Genomic DNA, 16,172 nt, shown 5'->3' on the forward strand with positions numbered 1-16,172 from the left:
AATGACGGACCCATCCTATTCGGCCGCCTTCGCTTCGACAGCCCGCCCGCGCCGCCGCAATGCGCCGATCCCGTCCATGACCGGCCCCCAGAGCAGCAGGAACAGCGCCAGCCCGACCAACGTCGTCACCAGCCCGTTGGCGGCGAAGACCTTGAGGCTGCCGCCCGAGCCGAGCAGCGCCTGGCGGAACGAGTCCTCGGCCCTGTCGCCGAGCACCAGCGCCAATACGAGAGGCGCGAGCGGGTAGTCGAGCTTCTTGAAGACATAACCGACGAGGCCGAAGCCCAGCATCAGCCAGATGTCGAAGATCGAGTTCGAGATCGTGTAGGCGCCGATGGCGCAGACGATCAGGATCACCGGCGCGACATAAGAAAACGGGATGCGCATGATCGCTGCGAATAGCGGTACGGTCGCCAGCACGATGATAAGCCCGGCGAGATTGCCGAGATACATCGAGGCGATCAGCCCCCAGACGAACTGCTTCTGCTCGACGAAGAGCAGCGGCCCCGGCTGCAGCCCCCAGACCAGCAGGCCGCCGAGCAGGACGGCAGCCGTCGCCGAGCCTGGAATGCCGAGCGCCAGCATCGGCAGGAGCGCGCTGGTGCCCGCCGCATGGGCTGCGGTTTCGGGCGCAAGCACGCCTTCGATATTGCCCTTGCCGAAGCTGTCGGGCTGCCGCGAGAAGCGCTTGGCGAGACCGTAGCCCATGAAGGAGGCGGCGATCGCCCCGCCCGGCGTCACGCCCATCCACATGCCGACGATGGCGGAGCGCAGCAGCGTCGCCCAATAGCGCGGCAGCCCGGCCCAGGTGCGCAGCACCACCTTGAGGTCGATCTTGGCCTGCTTGCCCTTGAAGACCAGGCCCTCCTCGACGGTCAGCATGATTTCGCTGACGCCGAACAGGCCGATCACCACGACGAGGAAATCGAAGCCGCGCATCAATTCGGTCGACCCGAACGTCATGCGTAGATCGCCCGAGATCGAATCGAGCCCGACCGCCGCGAGCAGGAAGCCGATGCAGAGCGAGGCTAGGATCTTGGCGCGGTTCTCGCGGCCCATGCCGATGAAGGAGCAGAAGGTCAGAAGGAACACGGCGAAGAACTCGGCCGGCCCGAATCTGAGCGCGAAGGAGGCGACGAGCGGCGCCACGAAGGTGATCAGGATCACGCCCGAGAGCGCGCCGATGAAGGAGGCGGTGAAGGCGGCCGTCAGCGCCTCCGCGGCCTTGCCTTGCACGGCCATCGGGTAGCCGTCGAAGGTCGTCGCGACCGACCAGGCCTCGCCCGGGATGTTGAACAGGATCGAGGTGATCGCTCCGCCGAACAGCGCGCCCCAATAGATCGAGGAGAGCAGGATGATCGCCGAGGTCGGGTCCATGCCGAAGGTCAGCGGCAGCAGGATCGCGACGCCGTTGGGCCCGCCCAGACCGGGCAGCACGCCGACGATGATGCCGAGCACGACGCCGATCACCATGAAGCCGACATTGTGCCAGGAAAGCGCCACCTGGAAGCCGGCCATCAGGGAGGAGAAATCGTCCATCGCTTGTCCCTAGCGTTTTCTAGTAGCCGAGCAGGGCCTCTAACGGGCCTTTCGGCAGCGGTACGCGAAACTGCAGCTCGAACACCCAGAAGCAGGCGAGCGGCACGAGGATCGCCGTCAGCACGACCGCCCACCAGCGCGAGGTCGCGACGATGCTCATGAAGACGAGGATGAAGATGCCCGCGGCGACATAGAGGCCGAGCGGCTGGATCAGCGCCACGAACAGCACCAGCGGCGCGAACACCCGCGCGACCTGGCCGAGCTGCTCATAGCTGACGAAGACGCGGTTCTCGGTGCGGAAGGACTGCACCAGGATGAAGAGCGAGGCGGCCAGGAAGATCCAGCCGACACGCGCCGGGAAAAAGCCGTTCTGCGGACCATTGTCCCAGCCCGCGCCGCGGCCATAGGAATCGTAGAGCACGAGCAGGCCGAGCCCGATCAGGAGGAGCGCCGTGGTGATCTCGACCGGGCGGCGGGAGAGGCCGCGCGTTGGCTCGTCTGGTTTAGTGACGTTCGACATCAATCACCTCCCACGCCGTCCTCCTGGACAAGCGGCCTTCGGGTCCGGCCTTGGGCCGGCCCAAGGACAGGCTCTGCCGCGCAGCTCCGGGATCCATCGGAGAGCTCCGGAGCCCTCCGATGGATCCCGGGACGACCTTCGGTCGCCCAGGATGACGGAGCGCATTGTCGTTGGGCGAAAGCGTCATTGGGCCAGTCTTCACTTGGGGCCAAGCCTCACTTGGCCATGAAGCCGGCATCGCTCATCAGCTTGGCGTGCTTGCCCTCGTCGAGCTTGAGGAACTGCACGAAGGCGTCACCGTCGCGATAATCGGGAACGAGCGCGTTGCGCGCCAGATACTCCTTCCATTCCGCGTTCTGCGAGACCTTCTTGAACAGCTCGACATAGAAGGCCTGCTGCTCCTTCGTCACCTTGCCGGGCATGAACATGCCGCGCAGCATCTGGTAGCTGACGTTGAGCCCCTGCGAGGCGCAGGTCGGGATGTCGGCCCAGGACAGGCCGTCCGCGACCTTCTCGCTATAGGCCATCTTCTGTTCGGCGAAGACGCAGAGCGGCCTAGTCGCCCCGCCGCGCCAGTTCGCCAGATCCTCGGCCGGGTTGTTGGTGTTGGCATCGACATGATTGCCCGAAAGCTGGGTCGAGGCCTGGCCGCCGCTGGTATAGGGAATATAGGCGAATTTGACGCCGCCGGTCTTCTCCATGCCGAAGACGAGCAAATTGTCCTCGCGCTTGGACGAGGTGCCGCCGATCTTGAGCGGCTCGGGCGCCGCCTTGGCCGCCGCCATGAAATCGGCTGCGGTCTTGTAGGGGGATTTCGCATTGACCCAGAGCAGGAAGGAATCCTGCGCCATCATCGCGACCGGCGTGTAGTCCTGCCAGTTCAGCGGCAGCTTGGTCGCCATCGGCGTCATGAAGATGCCGCTCGAGGTGGTGATCAGCTTGTGCGGGTCGCCGGCCGATTTCTGGATGTCGAGCATGCCCTCGGCGCCGCCGGCGGCCGGCTTGTTGACGACGATGATCGGCTGGGTGGTGAGCTGGTTCTTCTGGATGATGCCCTGGATCGTGCGGGCCATCTGGTCGGAGGCGCCGCCGGCCGAGAAGGGCACGACGATCTCGATCGCCTTGGTCGGCTCCCAGGCGGCTGCGGGCGCGACGCCGGCAAGTAACGCCGACGCGGTAAGCAACGCGGATACGGCGAGCCAATGCTGCTTCATGATCCTCAACCTCCCTTAAGTCGCGCTCTGACGGCGTCGTGAGGGGAGCCTAGAACCAAAAAAATCTGCATTCAATCTGAAAATTACAACGACGCAAAATGACCACCAACCGTCATTGCGAGCGCGGCGAAGCAATCCAGCCTTCGCGCGCCACGTCCTCCTGGATTGCTTCGCGGAGCCTGTGCTCGGGCTTGCCCAAGGCAAGACCCGGGTGCTCGCAATGACGAAGGGTTGCTAAGCGATCTCCGCCTGCGCCGCCTTGCGCTTGTTGCGCAGGTGCTGGAACAGGATGTCGCTGAGTTCGCTGCCGGCGCGCCGGCGCAGCGCGTCCAGGATCGCCTCATGCTCGCGCATCGCCTCGCCCCAGCGATCGCGCTCTTTGGCGAGATTCGCCGAATAGCGCACGCGGCGGATACGCCCGGCGAAGCTGGCATAGGTCGTGCTCAGCGTCGCATTGCCGGCCGCCTCGACGATCATGCGATGGATCGCCTGGTTGCACTGGAAGTAGCCATGCATCTCGCGTCGCAGGTAGAAGCGGTACATTTCATGGTGTGTTTGCTCGATTTCTGCCACTTCTGCGTCCGAAATGCGCTCGCAGGCCAGGCGTCCGGCCAATGCCTCCAGCCCGCCCATCACGTCGAAGAGCTCGCGCAGATCCTCAGCGCTCAACTCGCGCACGCGCGCGCCGCGGTTGGGCAGCAGGTCGATCAGCCCTTCGGCGGCGAGCACTTTCAACGCTTCGCGCAAGGGCGTGCGCGAGATGCCGAAGCGGTCGCAGAGCAGGCGTTCGGGAATGCGCGCACCATCGGCGAGATTGCCTTCGACGATATAGTCGCGCAGCGCCGTCACTAGCCCGTCATGCAGCGAGACCGCCGCCCGGGGCGCCTCGGCGGCGGGCGTGTCGCGCAGCTCGGTCGCCGAAATCTCCATGATTCCCAGGTCCGGAATTGTACTCGTCATAGCTATTGGGTACGCGAAGCTTGCTCGGCTGTCGAGATGATCGGCGCCTAGTTTGAGTTCCAATAGACGATTGCATTCTCAAAAAATGAATGCAAAAAATCGGCTATGAAGAACGCGCAGTCGAAACGCGCGCCAAGAACGCGCACCGAGGAGGACACGCCATGGCAACGCAGCAGGGTCGACATTTCCTGCATATTCCGGGGCCGAGCCCGATCCCAGATCGTGTCCTGCGCGCCATGGACATGCCGATCATCGACCATCGCAGCGCCGAATTCGCCAGGCTCGGCAAGACGGTGCTGGAGGGCTGCAAGGCCGTCTTCAAGACTGCGCAGCCGGTGGTGATCTATCCATCCTCGGGCACCGGCGCCTGGGAGGCCGCGATCGTCAATACGCTTTCATCAGGCGATACCGTGCTGATGGCGGAGACCGGCCATTTCGCCACGCTCTGGCGCCAGATCGCGGCGCGTTTCGGCATCAATGTCGATTTCATCCCGGGCGATTGGCGGCGCGGGGCCGATCCGGCTGCGATCGAGGCGAGGCTCGTCGCGGACAAGGCCCGCGCCATCAAGGCCGTGATGGTCGTCCATAACGAGACCTCGACCGGCTCGACGAGCCGGATTGCCGAGATCCGCAAGGCAATTGATGCTGCCGGTCACCCGGCCCTGTTCATGGTCGACACCATCTCTTCGCTCGCCTCGGTCGATTATCGCCATGACGAATGGCAGGTCGACGTCACCGTCTCCGGCTCGCAGAAGGGGTTGATGCTGCCGCCGGGGCTGAGCTTCAACGCGATCTCCGAGAAGGCGATGGCCGCCTCGAAAACCAACAAGTTGCCGCGCTCCTATTGGGACTGGCAGGAGATGGTGAAGATCAACGCCAACGGCTTCTTCCCCTACACCCCGGCGACGAACCTGCTCTATGGGCTACGCGAGGCGCTCGCGATGCTGCAGGAGGAGGGGCTGGACACTGTCTTCTCCCGGCATCAGCGTCTTGCCGCCGCGACGCGCGCCGCCGTCAAGGCCTGGGGGCTGGAGGTGCTCTGCGAGAACCCGGCCGAGCAGTCGCCGGTGCTGACTGCCGTGATGATGCCGCCGAGCCACAGCGCCGACCGCTACCGCAAGATCACGCTGGAGAAATACAACATCTCGCTCGGCTCCGGGCTCGGCAAGGTTGCGGACAAGGTCTTCCGCATCGGCCATCTCGGCGAATGCAACGAACTCATGCTGCTGGGCGCGCTGTCGGGCGTCGAGATGGGGCTGGCGGCGGCCGGCGTGCCGCATCGCAGCGGCGGCGTCATGGCGGCAATGGCCGCGCTCGAGGCGCGCGACGACGGCAATCAGGCGTCGGTCGCGGCAGTGGCCTGAAGGCTGGTCGAGGCCCGCGACGCGTCGCCGTCGCGGGGCGGCCGCTGTAGTGCTAAGCTTCGCGCGTCACCTCCGGCGTGGGGCTTGAAAACGATGCAGGACAGCCACCACGTGCTCTTCACGAGCCCGGCCGAATTCATCGACAGCGATCACCGCAATGTGATCGCGCAGGCGCAGGGTCTCACAGTGGGGGTCGCCGAGCCGGCGGCCCAGGCGCGCCTGCTCTATGCTGCGGTGCGGGATGAGATCCGCTACGATCCCTATCGCGACTATCTCGACCCCGACAGCTATCGCGCCAGCGCCGTGCTTGCGGCCGGCACGGGCTATTGTGTCGGCAAGGCGGCGCTCTTTGCCGCGCTGTGCCGCGCGCTCGGCATCCCGGCGCGAATCGGCCTCGCCGACGTCATGAACCATCTCGCCACGCCGCGCCTGCTGGAGGCTGTCGGCACCAATATCTTCGCCTATCACGGCTATGCCGAGGTTTTTCTCGGTGGCCGCTGGCTGAAAGCCTCGCCGACCTTCAATGCGAGCCTGTGCACGAAGCTCGGCGTTGCGCCGCTGCCTTTCGACGGCCGGCATGACGCGCTGCTCCAGAGTTTTGACGGGCAGGGCCGCGAATTCATGGCCTATATCGCCGATCACGGCGCCTTCTTTGACGTGCCGGTGAAATTCCTGATCATCGAAATGACGCGGCTCTATCCGAAACTCTGCATTCCCGGCGGCCTGCGCGGCGCCTCGATGGAGCAGGAAGCGAAGGCCTGAGCGCGCAGAAGCGCGGTCAAAAAATGCCGCCCAGTGGCCAACGCCAGATTGCGCTCGGGAAATTGTGCAACTGCGAAGGCGATCCAGAAATCGCCGCAATCGCCGCTCATATCGTAAGCAGGCTTATGATATGAGGCACGGCAGATGAAGCGCCCCCTGAAGCGTGAATTGACGTTCCAATTGGTCGAGACCGCGCGGCTCCTGCGGGCCTATGTCGACCAGCGCGCCCATCAGCATGGCACGACCCGCGCGCAATGGGGCGTGCTCGGGCGCCTGCGCCGCCAGGAAGGCCTCAACCAGGCCGCTCTGGCCGAGCAGCTTGACGTCCAGCCGATCTCGGTGGGGCGGCTGCTCGACCGGCTGGAGCAGCAGAAACTGGTCGAACGCCGGCCAGACCCGAACGATCGACGCGCCTACCTCCTGCATCTGACGCCCGATGGACGCGCGCTGGTCGATGATCTCGACACGGTGCGCGGCGAGATCGCCGGCGAAGTGCTGGATGGCGTCGAGGAGGCAGCGATCATCACGACGCTGGAGACGCTTGCCGCGGTGAGCGAACGCATCCGCCTGCACAAACAAGAACGCCTGACACAGCTTGCGGCGAATCTCGCCGACAGCGCCGCTTGATCCCCCGGAGCCACTCACCGATGCAGCGCAAGACCCTTTTCTCGATTGCTCTCCTGGCCACGGTCGCGGTTTCGACCGGCGCCTGGTTCACGACGTCTCGTGGCGCCGTCGATCCCGGTGACGGTGCGCGTTCGGCCCGTGCCGGGCGCAACGGCGAGGGCGCTCCTGTCGCCGTGGTGACGGCGCTGGCCGAGCGGGCCAATATGCCGGTGCGCAAGCGCGCCATCGGTTTCATCGAGACGCCGGCCAGCGTCGTGGTGAAGTCGCGGCTCGACAGCCAGCTCATGGAGCAGCACGTCGTCGACGGCCAGTTCGTCAAGGCTGGCGACCTGCTCTTCACCCTCGACGACCGCGACCTCAAGGCGCAGATCGAGAAGGACGAGGCGGCGATCGCCCGCGATCAGGCGGTCCATAAGCGCACCGAGGCCGACCTCGCGCGCTATCAGCAACTGCTCGTCAAGAATGCCGGCACGCAGCAATCGGTCGACCAGGCGACGGCCGATGAGCGCTCGGCTGCCGCGACCATCCTCTCCGACAAGGCGACGCTCGACGCCGACAAGCTCAAGCTCGGCTACACCCGCATCCTGGCGCCAATCGACGGCCGGGCCGGCGCGGTCCAGGTCACGCCGGGCAATCTCGTCGGAGCCAACAGCACCGGTCTGGGCCTCGTCACCTTGACCCAGATGAAGCCGCTGCGGGTCACCTTCACCTTGCCCGAGCGCGACCTGTCGGTGCTGCAGCGGGCGCTCGGCTCCGGCCGCGCCGTTCCCGTGACGGCGAGCGTGCCCGATTCCGGCAAGCCGTCCGCTCAGGGAACCCTGAACTTCGTCGATTCCACTGTCGACATGACCTCGGGCACGATCACGGCCAAGGGCTCCTTCAGCAATGACGACCTCGCGCTCTGGCCCGGCCAGTATGTCGATGTCGAGATCGCCGCCGACACCCTGATGGGCACGACGGTCGTTCCCACCGTCGCCGTCCAGACCGGCCAGAAGGGCGCCTATGTCTATGTCGCCAAGGCCGACCAGACGGCCGAGCTGCGCCAGATCAAGGTGGCGCTGAGCGATGGCGACCGTACGGCGCTGAGCGAGGGGCTCGAGCCCGGCGAGCGCGTCGTCACCGACGGCCAGATGCGGCTCAAGACGGGCGTGCGCATTCGTGAGCGCGCCGCCAAGGACAGCGCGCCGGCCGATCCGGCCGCGCAGGGCACGCCCATCGCGCAGGGAGCCAAGTCGTGAACATCTCCGGCTTCTGCATCCGCCACCCGGTGGCGACGATCCTGATGTCGGCTTCGCTCGTGCTGGCGGGGCTGTTTGCCTATCGCTTCCTGCCGGTGGCGGCCCTGCCGCGGGCGGAATTCCCGGTGGTGAACGTCTCCGCGCAATTGCCCGGCGCCTCGCCCGACACCATGGCGACCTCGGTTGCGACGCCGCTCGTCAAGCAGTTCGCCACTATCGCCGGCATCGATTCGATCGCGACGACGAACGCCCAGGGGTCGACCTCGATCGCGATCCAGTTCGTGCTGAACCGCAATATCGATGCGGCCGCCGCCGACGTGCAGGCCGCCATCACCCGCGCCCAGAAGCAGCTTCCGCTCGAGATGACGACGCCGCCGAGCTATCGCAAGGTGAACCCGGCCGATGCGCCGATCATCCTGATGGCGCTGAAGAGCGATGTCGTGCCGCTCTCGCAGCTCGATGCCTTCGCCCAGCAGGTCATCTCGCCGGCGCTCTCGACGGTCGATGGCGTCGCGCAGGTTCTGATCTTCGGCAGCCAGAAATACGCAGTCCGCATCCAGATCGACCCGATCGCGCTGGCCGCGCGCGGCATCGGCGTCGACGACCTGCAGGCGGCGATCACCGCGACCAACGCCAACACGCCCGTCGGAACGCTGCAGAACACCAGCCAGCAGCTCACCATCCAGGCCCGCACCCAGCTGGCCGACGCCGCGCAGTTCGCCAACGTCATCATCGCGACCCGCAACGGCAAGCCGGTGCGCCTGGGCGATGTCGCCAAGGTCATCGACTCCGTCGAGAATTCGCTGACATCGAGCGCCTATGACGGCATGCCCGCTGTGGTTCTCGCCGTGCAGCGCCAGCCCGATGCCAACACCGTCGAGGTCGTCGACAAGGTCAAGGCGATGCTACCGGCCTTCTCGGAGCAACTGCCGGCTGCGGCTTCGCTATCCCTGCTGAACGACCGCTCGGTCTCGATCCGCATGGCCGTGGACGACGTCCAGTTCACCTTGCTGCTGACGATTGGCCTCGTGGTGATGGTGATCTTCGCCTTCCTGCGCCGCCTCGCCGCGACCTTCATCCCTGCCGTGGCGGTGCCGATCTCGATCATCGCGACGCTTGCGGCGATGTATGCCTTCGGTTTCTCGATCGACAACATCTCGCTGCTCGGCCTGACGCTCTCGGTCGGCCTCGTCGTCGACGACGCCATCGTGATGCTGGAGAACATCGTCCGCCATATGGAGGAGGACGGGATCCCGGCCTATGAGGCGGCGCTCAAGGGCGCGGGCGAGATCGGCTTCACCATCATCTCGATCTCGCTCTCGCTGGTCGCGGTCTTCATCCCGGTTCTGCTGATGGGCGGCGTCATCGGCCGCATCTTCAACGAATTCGCGGTGGTCGTGACGGTCTCGATCCTGGCCTCGGCCTTCGTCTCGCTGACGCTGACGCCGATGCTGTGCTCGCGGTTGCTGAGCGGCTATTCGGAGCACCACAAGGAAAACGCCTTCGGACGCGTGCTCGAGGCGGGGTTCGACGGCATCCTGCGTGGCTATGACCGGGCGCTGACGGTGTGCCTGCGTTTCCAGCCGGTGATGCTGCTGGCCTTCTTCGGAACGCTTGCTCTCAGTGTCTGGCTGCTCCAGAGCGCGCCCAAGGGCTTCTTCCCCCAGGAGGATATCGGCCAGCTCCAGGTCGCGACCGAGGCGCGCCAGGACGTCTCCTTCCCGGCCATGCAGGCGCTCCAGGCGCAGGTGGCGGATGTGTTCAGCCGCTCGCCTTTCGTCGCCCATGTCGCCTCCACGGTCGGCGGCAGCAGCGGCAATGCCGGGGCCCTCAATGCCGGCCGCCTCTTTGTCGAGCTGAAGCCTCAGAACGAGCGGCCGCCGCTACCGGCGGTGCTTGCCGGCCTGCGTCGCGATCTCGCGCCGATCGCCGGTATCACCGCCTATATGACGCCGGTCCAGAACCTCAACATCGGAGCGCGCGCCTCCAAGAGCCAGTATCAGCTCGTCGTGCAGGGGCTTGACCAGGGCCTGATGAACGAATGGTCGCTGAAGCTCGCCGACGCGATGGCGCGTGATCCCGCGACCTTCATCGACGTCACCACCGATCTGCAGAACAGCGCGGCGGAAGCGACGCTGGTGATCGACCGCGACAAGGCCAACCAGCTCAAGATCGGCTCCGACATCCTGCGCTCGACGCTCTATTCCGGCTTCGGCGTGCGTCAGGTCTCGACCATCTACACCACCGGCGACAGCTATCAGGTCATCGTCGAGTTCGATCCCAAGGGCGGCTGGTCGGCCGACAAGCTCGACCAGATCCGCATCCGCGCCAGCAATGGCAATCTGGTGCCGCTCAGCGCCTTCGCGCGTGTCGAGCGCACGACGGGCCTGCTCACCGTCAACCAGCTCGGCCAGCTCCCGGCCGTGACGATCTCCTACAACCTGCCGGCGGGCGTCGCGCTCGGCGACAGCGTCACCAAGATCGAGGCGCTGAAGGCCGAGATCAACCTGCCGAAATCGCTCTCGACGACGCTGGCCGGCACGGCCAAGACCTTCCAGGATTCGCTCGCCAATCAGGGCCTGCTGATCGCGGGTGCCATCCTGACGATCTATATCGTGCTCGGCATCCTCTATGAGAGCTTCATCCATCCGCTGACGATCCTGACCGGGCTGCCCTCGGCCGCGATCGGCGCGCTGGGTGCGCTCAGGCTCTTCGGGCTCGATCTCTCGGTCATCGCCATCATCGGCCTCCTGATGCTGATCGGCATCGTCAAGAAGAACGCGATCATGATGATCGACGTGGCGCTCGTGCTGAAACGCGAGGGCAAGACGCCGCAGGACGCGATCCACCAGGCCTGCGTGATGCGGTTCCGGCCGATCCTGATGACGACGCTCGCGGCCTTGATGGGCACGCTGCCGATCGCGCTCGGCGCCGGCGCCAGCGCCGAGCTGCGCCAGCCGCTCGGCATCGCCGTGGTCGGTGGGCTGATGATCTCGCAGGTGCTGACGCTGTTCATCACCCCGGTGCTGTTCCTCTACATGGAGCGGCTCTCGAACGGGCTCGACTGGCTGTTCACGCGCAAGAAGAAGCTGGGAGAGGCGGCCGCGCACGCCCATCCCGCTCCGGCGGAGTAGGAGTGGGGGCTCCGCGTTTCAGCCCACCGAATGTGATGTGGCGCGCACCGCCTCCAGACGAGGCTCGTCTGCGCCGTCGGCGGGCAGCAGCCAGCCCTTATAGTGCGTCAGCAGCCCGATGAAGGGCAGCGTCAGCTTCACGTCGAAGCGGAAGCGCCCCTCAGTGTCGGCATATTCCAGCGCGTCTGACTTCGGCAGCAGGAACGCGGGCAGGGGCAGGCCCAGGCAACGCAGGCTTGCGACGGGAAGCGCGAGCCCGCCATCGCGCGCGGCCGGGTCGAGCCTGAAGGATAATGGCCCGAACGCCTCGAAAAGCGCGCCCTTGGCATCCGTCGAGAGCCGCGACGAGAACCGAGCCCCGCCGAAGTTTCGCGTCCAGAGCTCGGCCGGGCCGGAGGGGGAGGCGATGCGCTCGATGGAGAAGGTGAGCGGGATGTCCCGGCCGGCAGGCGGCAGGCCGATGATCTTGCGCAGCAGCCGGGCGATGAAGCCGTCGCCGGTCTCGATCTCGGAACGGCCATGCCAGACCGGCGGGCCGTTTTTGCCATGCAGAGCCTGGAGCGGCGCGGCCAGCGCCGCGAAGGCCGTCTCGCCGAGGGCGGCCTCGAAGACCGCTTCGCCATGACTTGTCGTCTGGCGATGCGTGCTGATCGCATAGGGCGTCATTTCAGCCGCGATGGCGGCGAGCGTCAGTGCACCGGCTGCCGGCCGCGCTCCGGGCGCGATCTGCCCTGCGAGCAAGGCGCGCAATGCGGCCGCAGCGGGCAGCGTCGGGACATGCGGCCCATCGCCTTGCTCGGCCAGCAGAGACCAGCGCGCCGTCCGCAATTCGCCGTTCGCATCGAGCCCCGTCGCCTCGACCAGCATGCCGCCGCGATCGGAGGTCGGCAGCCGCGTCAGCCTGCGCCCCGCCAGCAGGGCCGGGATCAATGGCTTCAATTCGCCGAGCCAGCCGCGCTTGCGCAATCGCGCCAGCATGCCGATGCCGAACTGCTCGATCGGCGATTCGAGGCCGGCCTGGAAGGCGATGCGCGAGCGCACATCGAGCCGCGGGCCGAGCCATTGCGCATCGACCGTCTCGACGGCCGCGACCCGGCGCGAGCCGAGACCCGGCATCGCCACCCGCCGCCCATCGACCCAGCCATGCGTCTCCTGGAGTTCGCCTTCGCACCAGATCGGAATAGGCCTGCCGGCATAGCTCAGGATCGCGGCGATCACCGCCTCGCCGACCTCGCTGCGCCCGCCGGGCGTGATCGTGATGTCGAGCGTGTCGATGCGCCGCCAGCCTTCGGTCAACGCTGTCACAGCAGCCGAGGACAAGGCTGGCGTCGAGCTCGCACCGGCGAGCGCGACGAGCCCGCGCTCGTGGGCGAGGCCGTCCAGCGCCGGGCCGAAACCGAGGATGTAGTCGCGCGCATCGGCGAGATCGACGACATGGGCGCCGGCCGTCAGCGCGGCACGCGGAACGTCATAGCTTGCTCCCTGGAACGGCCCGGAGGCGTCGATGACCAGCCAGGGCGAGAGTATCGCCAACGCCGAGTCGAGATCGCGCCGGTGGTCGAGGCCGATGCCCAGGATGGTCGTCGTCGCGGCGGTCGCGATGCTGTCGGCGAGCGCGCGCGCTTTGGCTTGGCTGCGCGAGGTGATGGTGAGGTCGAGCCCGTCCATGCCGGCAAGATGCCGGGCGAGCCTTTGCCCGAAGACGCCGGTTCCGCCGATCAGCAGCACGCGTTTGGTCGTCATGATGCCTCGGGCAGGCTGAAGCGGTGGCGCTGGGCCGGATCGGGCATCTCGCAGGAGCTCTTCTGGCCGAACAGGCGATAGCGGTTGCGTGCGATGCGGTCATAAAGCCAGTCGCGCAGGGCGCGCGGCAAGAATTGCCCCGCCAGCAGCAGCCGCGCCGGGCCGCCGAGATGCCTGATCAAAGCGAGCACGCCGTCAGATTTCGGCAAGGCGACGCTGTTCTCGATGAACAGGAAGCTTTCGGGGGCGTCGGGATCGATGCCATGGGCCAGCGCCAGTTCGCGCCCTTCGCGCGACTGGATCGCGACGAAGCGCATCGCCTGGTCGCGCTCATGCTGCAAAGCGTAGCGCACGCCGCCCGAGCAGAGCACGCAGACGCCGTCATAGAGCCAGATCAGCGGGGTGTTCCCAGGAGGCTGGCTCATGAATGCTGGTCCCGGTAATGCCCGGTCTGATCAAGCAATTCGCCGAAGAGCGGGTGGGCGAGGTGCAGCGTGAAGGCGAAGGCGCCGGGGCCGGTCTCGGCATGGCTGACGGTCAGCGCGCCGGGCGAGAGCCAGGCGGGCAAGGGCAGCCGGAAACGGCCGAGCTGGAGGTTGTAGCCGGCGCTGCGAAACAGCAGCGTCCCGCCTTCGACATGGAGCGTCAGCGCCATCGCGATGCCGAAGCCGATATACTCCTCCAGCCCGGTCGGGCCCGAGAAGCGCTTGGCGGAATGGATGACCTGCGGAAAGCCGGCCTGCTTGGCGTAAAGCCGGGTCCAGACCTGGCCGCCGGTCGTGGCATCCTCGGTCACGGTGACGACGCTGGCGACGTCCGTATCCAAGCAGATCGGCAAGGGCGCGCCGATCAGGCGCAGCGCCTGCGACAGGATGCGCCCGGCCCGGTTCATGCGCAGCTCGGTGATCCGCCCGACATAGGCCGCGGCGGCGTTGCCGCTCAAGCGCTTGGAGAAGCGGCGCTGGACGTCGGCGGGAAGGTCGCTCCATGACCGGGTGCCTAGCAGGGCGCGGAAGCGCAGATCGGTAAGGGCGGGCGTCGTGGCATGCCCGGCGGGCTCTTGTGTCTGCCTGTGTGCATGAGCCGACATGGTGGCTTGCTCCAGCTCTTTGTTTCAACGCGTTGTCTTCACGCGAACCAGTATCCGCTTCGCTCGAAAACGCTCCAAACCCGCCCGTTTCAGCCCTTTCCTCCGGGGAGGAAGGAGGCGATCTTCGATCCCAGCCGGATCAGCATGTCGCGCTTGCCCTGCGGGATCGACAGCATCTGGCCGTACCAGCGGTCGAGCGCGGCGGTGAACTCCAGCATGTCGTGCAGGCGTTGCCGCGCGACCGGGGTGACCTTTGGGTCATGGTCTGCCTTCTCGACGCAATTGCGCAGCGCCGTCAGCGCCGGGTCGATCTCGCGCTGCTTGCGGCCGGCCGCGATGCGCGCCGCGATCTCCCAGACATTGGTCTCGGCCTCGAAATGGTCGCGCCGGTCCTGCCGCATGGGCACGCGCCGGATCAGGTTCCAGCCCAGCAATTCCTTGATCGAGTTGGAGACGTTGGAACGGGCCATGTCGAGGCTCTCGGCAATGTCCTCGGCGGTCAGCGGCCGCTCGGCCAGATAGAGGAAGGCGTGGATCTGGCTGATCGAGCGGTTGACGCCCCACTGTCCGCCGAGATCGCCCCATTGCAGGATGAAGGCCTCGAGCGGTTCGGGGAGTTCTTCTCTCGTGTCTGTGATTTCTGTCATGACAGAAATATAAGACAAGGCGCCGGCCGGCGCAAGCCTCTCCTCGGGAGCTATTCGGCGGCCGGCTTCTGATAGGGCGCCTTGACCCCTTGCTCGGCGAAGGTCGAGCGGTTGGCGCCCTGGCGCTTCTTGATCTCGGCGCGGGCGATGGTGCGCAGATGCACCTCGTCGGGGCCGTCGATGAAGCGCAGCGCCCGGCCCCAGGAGTAGATGAAGGCCAGCGGCGTGTCGTTGGAGAGCCCGCCGGCGCCGAAGACCTGCATGGCGCGGTCGGCGATCCGGGTCTGGAGCCGGGTCGCGGCGACCTTGATGGCGGAGACCTCGACACGCGCGGCTTTGTTGCCGTGAGTGTCCATCATCCAGGCGGCGCGCAGGCAGAGCAGCCGGGCCTGGTCGATCTCCATGCGCCCCTCGGCGATCCAGTCCTGCACATTGGCATAGTCGGCGAGCTGGCGGCTGAAGGCTTTTCGCTGCAGCGCGCGCTCGATCATCAGTTCGAGCGCGACCTCGCATTGGCCGATCGAGCGCATGCAATGGTGGATGCGGCCGGGTCCGAGCCGCGCCTGCGCCAGCGCGAAGCCCGCGCCTTCCTCGCCCAGGATATTGGCGGCGGGCACGCGGACATGGTCGAAATCGGTCTCGGTGTGCCCCTCGGGAGAGAAATGGTTCAGCAGCGGCAGGTTGCGCATCACGGTGAGGCCGGGTGCATCCATCGGCACGATCACCATGGAATGGCGCTTATGCGGATCGGCCTCGGGGCGCGTATCCGAGAGCCCCATCACGATGCAGAATTTGACGTTGGGATGCAGCGCCCCGGTCGTCCACCATTTCCGGCCGGTGATGACGTAGTCGTCGCCGTCGCGGATGATCGTGGTCTGCAGGTTGGTCGGGTCCGACGAGGCGACGCCGGGCTCGGTAATGCCGACGCAGGAGCGGATCTCGCCATTCATCAGTGGCACGAGCCAGCGCGAGCGCTGCTCGGGCGTTGCGAACATGTGCAGGATTTCCATGTTCCCGGTGTCGGGTGCGTTGCAGTTGAACACCTCCGAGGACCAGTAGATCCGCCCCATGATCTCGGCGAGCGGTGCATATTCGAGATTGCTTAGCCTTGTGCCGGGCTCGTCCGCCTTCAAGGCGGGCAGGAACAGGTTCCACAGGCCGGCCGCCTTGGCCTTGGCCTTCAAGCCATCGATCAGCGCCATCGGATAGCGCCCGGCCTCGACCTCATCTTTCCAGGCGGCATCGGCCGGCTGGACATGGGCATCCATGAAATCCTGGAGCTTTGCCCGCAGGGCCTCGACCTTGTCGGAATAGGCGAAATCCATGGCGGTCCT

At 66.3% G+C, this 16,172-nt stretch carries 14 protein-coding genes; 5 read left to right on the plus strand and 9 right to left on the minus strand.

The window, feature by feature from the left end:
• Nucleotides 1-15: 15 nt before the first annotated feature.
• From BHK69_RS16240 to BHK69_RS16255, 4 genes are all read right to left on the minus strand, one after another.
• The gene (locus tag BHK69_RS16240) at nucleotides 16-1,539 is read right to left on the minus strand and encodes a tripartite tricarboxylate transporter permease (RefSeq protein ID WP_069691003.1); all 1,524 of its coding nucleotides are present in this window, start codon (nucleotides 1,537-1,539) and stop codon (nucleotides 16-18) included.
• Nucleotides 1,540-1,558: 19 nt separating this feature from the next.
• Nucleotides 1,559-2,059 carry a tripartite tricarboxylate transporter TctB family protein gene (locus BHK69_RS16245; RefSeq protein ID WP_069691004.1) on the minus strand — a complete coding sequence of 167 codons (501 nt, stop codon included), beginning with the start codon at nucleotides 2,057-2,059 and terminating at the stop codon, nucleotides 1,559-1,561.
• A gap of 215 nt (nucleotides 2,060-2,274) precedes the next feature.
• Nucleotides 2,275-3,273 carry a Bug family tripartite tricarboxylate transporter substrate binding protein gene (locus BHK69_RS16250; RefSeq protein WP_069691005.1) on the minus strand — a complete coding sequence of 333 codons (999 nt, stop codon included), beginning with the start codon at nucleotides 3,271-3,273 and terminating at the stop codon, nucleotides 2,275-2,277.
• A 234-nt stretch (nucleotides 3,274-3,507) separates the two neighbouring features.
• Entirely contained in the window at nucleotides 3,508-4,203 is a 696-nt protein-coding gene (locus BHK69_RS16255; RefSeq protein ID WP_425285573.1) for a GntR family transcriptional regulator, read from the minus strand.
• Between the two features lie 191 nt (nucleotides 4,204-4,394).
• On the opposite strand from BHK69_RS16255, the gene BHK69_RS16260 reads away from it, so the two are divergent.
• The 5 genes from BHK69_RS16260 (at nucleotide 4,395) to BHK69_RS16280 (ending at nucleotide 11,358) form a co-directional block, all read left to right on the plus strand.
• Complete coding sequence (locus BHK69_RS16260) at nucleotides 4,395-5,597, plus strand: pyridoxal-phosphate-dependent aminotransferase family protein (protein WP_069691006.1); 1,203 nt, start codon at nucleotides 4,395-4,397, stop codon at nucleotides 5,595-5,597.
• A gap of 111 nt (nucleotides 5,598-5,708) precedes the next feature.
• Complete coding sequence (locus tag BHK69_RS16265) at nucleotides 5,709-6,359, plus strand: transglutaminase-like domain-containing protein (RefSeq protein ID WP_244548219.1); 651 nt, start codon at nucleotides 5,709-5,711, stop codon at nucleotides 6,357-6,359.
• Between the two features lie 144 nt (nucleotides 6,360-6,503).
• Nucleotides 6,504-6,986 (plus strand): MarR family winged helix-turn-helix transcriptional regulator, encoded by a 483-nt coding sequence (locus BHK69_RS16270; RefSeq protein ID WP_069691008.1) that lies wholly within the window; start codon nucleotides 6,504-6,506, stop codon nucleotides 6,984-6,986.
• Nucleotides 6,987-7,006: 20 nt separating this feature from the next.
• Complete coding sequence (locus BHK69_RS16275) at nucleotides 7,007-8,224, plus strand: efflux RND transporter periplasmic adaptor subunit (protein ID WP_069691009.1); 1,218 nt, start codon at nucleotides 7,007-7,009, stop codon at nucleotides 8,222-8,224.
• Nucleotides 8,225-8,268: 44 nt separating this feature from the next.
• A complete protein-coding gene (locus BHK69_RS16280) occupies nucleotides 8,269-11,358 on the plus strand; it encodes an efflux RND transporter permease subunit (RefSeq protein ID WP_069693714.1) in 3,090 nt (1,029 codons plus the stop codon).
• 18 nt (nucleotides 11,359-11,376) lie between these two features.
• On the opposite strand, the gene BHK69_RS16285 is transcribed toward BHK69_RS16280, so the two are convergent.
• From BHK69_RS16285 to BHK69_RS16305, 5 genes are all read right to left on the minus strand, one after another.
• A complete protein-coding gene (locus tag BHK69_RS16285; protein ID WP_069691010.1) occupies nucleotides 11,377-13,101 on the minus strand; it encodes a saccharopine dehydrogenase family protein in 1,725 nt (574 codons plus the stop codon).
• On the minus strand, nucleotides 13,098-13,526 hold the full coding sequence (locus BHK69_RS16290) for a thiol-disulfide oxidoreductase DCC family protein (protein ID WP_069691011.1): 429 nt from the start codon (nucleotides 13,524-13,526) through the stop codon (nucleotides 13,098-13,100). The genes BHK69_RS16285 and BHK69_RS16290 overlap by 4 nt, the downstream gene beginning before the upstream one ends.
• Nucleotides 13,523-14,191 carry a DUF4166 domain-containing protein gene (locus BHK69_RS16295; RefSeq protein WP_069691012.1) on the minus strand — a complete coding sequence of 223 codons (669 nt, stop codon included), beginning with the start codon at nucleotides 14,189-14,191 and terminating at the stop codon, nucleotides 13,523-13,525. The genes BHK69_RS16290 and BHK69_RS16295 overlap by 4 nt, the downstream gene beginning before the upstream one ends.
• Before the next feature lie 89 nt (nucleotides 14,192-14,280).
• Nucleotides 14,281-14,838: a GbsR/MarR family transcriptional regulator gene (locus tag BHK69_RS16300; protein ID WP_069691013.1), complete on the minus strand. Its 558-nt coding sequence runs from the start codon at nucleotides 14,836-14,838 to the stop codon at nucleotides 14,281-14,283.
• 50 nt (nucleotides 14,839-14,888) lie between these two features.
• Nucleotides 14,889-16,163: an acyl-CoA dehydrogenase family protein gene (locus BHK69_RS16305; RefSeq protein ID WP_069691014.1), complete on the minus strand. Its 1,275-nt coding sequence runs from the start codon at nucleotides 16,161-16,163 to the stop codon at nucleotides 14,889-14,891.
• Nucleotides 16,164-16,172 lie beyond the last annotated feature (9 nt).

Origin of the sequence: Bosea vaviloviae, assembly GCF_001741865.1 — a bacterium.
Taxonomy (GTDB): domain Bacteria; phylum Pseudomonadota; class Alphaproteobacteria; order Rhizobiales; family Beijerinckiaceae; genus Allobosea; species Allobosea vaviloviae.

What these genes read in the sequence shown, in the direction of transcription:
- BHK69_RS16295 (WP_069691012.1), bottom strand. Translation starts at nt 14,191, where the DNA reads ATGTCGGCTCATGCACACAGGCAGACACAAGAGCCCGCCGGGCATGCC.
- BHK69_RS16290 (WP_069691011.1), bottom strand. Translation starts at nt 13,526, where the DNA reads ATGAGCCAGCCTCCTGGGAACACCCCGCTGATCTGGCTCTATGACGGC.
- BHK69_RS16300 (WP_069691013.1), bottom strand. Translation starts at nt 14,838, where the DNA reads ATGACAGAAATCACAGACACGAGAGAAGAACTCCCCGAACCGCTCGAG.
- BHK69_RS16250 (WP_069691005.1), bottom strand. Translation starts at nt 3,273, where the DNA reads ATGAAGCAGCATTGGCTCGCCGTATCCGCGTTGCTTACCGCGTCGGCG.
- BHK69_RS16285 (WP_069691010.1), bottom strand. Translation starts at nt 13,101, where the DNA reads ATGACGACCAAACGCGTGCTGCTGATCGGCGGAACCGGCGTCTTCGGG.
- BHK69_RS16270 (WP_069691008.1), top strand. Translation starts at nt 6,504, where the DNA reads ATGAAGCGCCCCCTGAAGCGTGAATTGACGTTCCAATTGGTCGAGACC.
- BHK69_RS16245 (WP_069691004.1), bottom strand. Translation starts at nt 2,059, where the DNA reads ATGTCGAACGTCACTAAACCAGACGAGCCAACGCGCGGCCTCTCCCGC.
- BHK69_RS16240 (WP_069691003.1), bottom strand. Translation starts at nt 1,539, where the DNA reads ATGGACGATTTCTCCTCCCTGATGGCCGGCTTCCAGGTGGCGCTTTCC.
- BHK69_RS16275 (WP_069691009.1), top strand. Translation starts at nt 7,007, where the DNA reads ATGCAGCGCAAGACCCTTTTCTCGATTGCTCTCCTGGCCACGGTCGCG.
- BHK69_RS16280 (WP_069693714.1), top strand. Translation starts at nt 8,269, where the DNA reads ATGTCGGCTTCGCTCGTGCTGGCGGGGCTGTTTGCCTATCGCTTCCTG.
- BHK69_RS16255 (WP_425285573.1), bottom strand. Translation starts at nt 4,203, where the DNA reads ATGGAGATTTCGGCGACCGAGCTGCGCGACACGCCCGCCGCCGAGGCG.
- BHK69_RS16260 (WP_069691006.1), top strand. Translation starts at nt 4,395, where the DNA reads ATGGCAACGCAGCAGGGTCGACATTTCCTGCATATTCCGGGGCCGAGC.
- BHK69_RS16305 (WP_069691014.1), bottom strand. Translation starts at nt 16,163, where the DNA reads ATGGATTTCGCCTATTCCGACAAGGTCGAGGCCCTGCGGGCAAAGCTC.